Origin of the sequence: Mycobacterium gordonae (genome assembly GCF_001417955.2) — a bacterium.
Lineage (GTDB): Bacteria > Actinomycetota > Actinomycetes > Mycobacteriales > Mycobacteriaceae > Mycobacterium > Mycobacterium gordonae_B.
The window spans coordinates 1-1192 of the sequence record NZ_LKTM01000205.1 but is presented as its reverse complement, the minus strand read 5'-3'; the positions used below and the strand labels follow the sequence as shown (position 1 = coordinate 1192).

At 77.9% G+C, this 1192-nt stretch carries 2 pseudogenes; one reads left to right on the top strand and one right to left on the bottom strand.

Features of this window, described 5'->3' with window-relative positions:
- Positions 1 to 608: pseudogene (locus tag AO501_RS37255) on the bottom strand (PE family protein); the annotation flags it as partial.
- On the opposite strand from AO501_RS37255, the pseudogene AO501_RS37260 reads away from it, so the two are divergent.
- Positions 585 to 1192, top strand: a pseudogene (locus AO501_RS37260) (PE family protein); the annotation flags it as partial. The pseudogenes AO501_RS37255 and AO501_RS37260 sit on opposite strands and share 24 nt — an antisense overlap.

Sequence of the window (1192 nt, the reverse complement as noted above, 5' to 3'; positions counted from 1 at the left end):
CCGCCGGTGCCAGACCCGCCGGCAGTGCCTTCCCCGTCGATGCCGTGTGCACCGGCGGCACCGGCCAGGCCGTTGCCCCCGGTGCCACCGTCGCCGCCGGTGCCCACTCGCCCGCCGTTGCCGCCGGCCCCACCGGCACCGCCGTTCACCCCACCCGCTACGCCATGGCCACCGGCTCCGCCGTCGCCACCGTTTCCGAGTGACCCGCCGTTGCCGCCGTCGCCGCCGACCCCACCGGCACCGCCGCCGGCAGCGCCGACGCCGCCGTTGCCCCCGTTACCGGCTGCGGACCACACTGTGGCGCCTTGACCGCCGTCACCACCTGCACCGCCGCCGCCACCGGCACCGGCCGCGCCCGAAGACCCGGCCTTTGCGCCGTCGCCGCCTGCTGCGCCCGCGCCGCCGAATGCTCCACCCGTGCCGCCGGTGGCACCATCGGCGCCGACACCGCCTAGTCCACCGGCCGAGTTGCCGCCGCTGCCGCCGCCACCGCCGATCCCGCCGACACCGCCGGTGCCGCCGACTCCGCCGTTTCCGTTGTAGTTGACTCCGCCTGAACCGCCGCCCTTGCCGCCGGTGCCACCTTGGCCGCCGGATCCGGCGGCCAAGGTGGCACCGGCGGCAAGGGCGGCGGTTCAGGCGGAGTCAACTACAACGGAAACGGCGGAGTCGGCGGCACCGGCGGTGTCGGCGGGATCGGCGGTGGCGGCGGCAGCGGCGGCAACTCGGCCGGTGGACTAGGCGGTGTCGGCGCCGATGGTGCCACCGGCGGCACGGGTGGAGCATTCGGCGGCGCGGGCGCAGCAGGCGGCGACGGCGCAAAGGCCGGGTCTTCGGGCGCGGCCGGTGCCGGTGGCGGCGGCGGTGCAGGTGGTGACGGCGGTCAAGGCGCCACAGTGTGGTCCGCAGCCGGTAACGGGGGCAACGGCGGCGTCGGCGCTGCCGGCGGCGGTGCCGGTGGGGTCGGCGGCGACGGCGGCAACGGCGGGTCACTCGGAAACGGTGGCGACGGCGGAGCCGGTGGCCATGGCGTAGCGGGTGGGGTGAACGGCGGTGCCGGTGGGGCCGGCGGCAACGGCGGGCGAGTGGGCACCGGCGGCGACGGTGGCACCGGGGGCAACGGCCTGGCCGGTGCCGCCGGTGCACACGGCATCGACGGGGAAGGCACTGCCGGCGGGTCTGGCACCGGCGG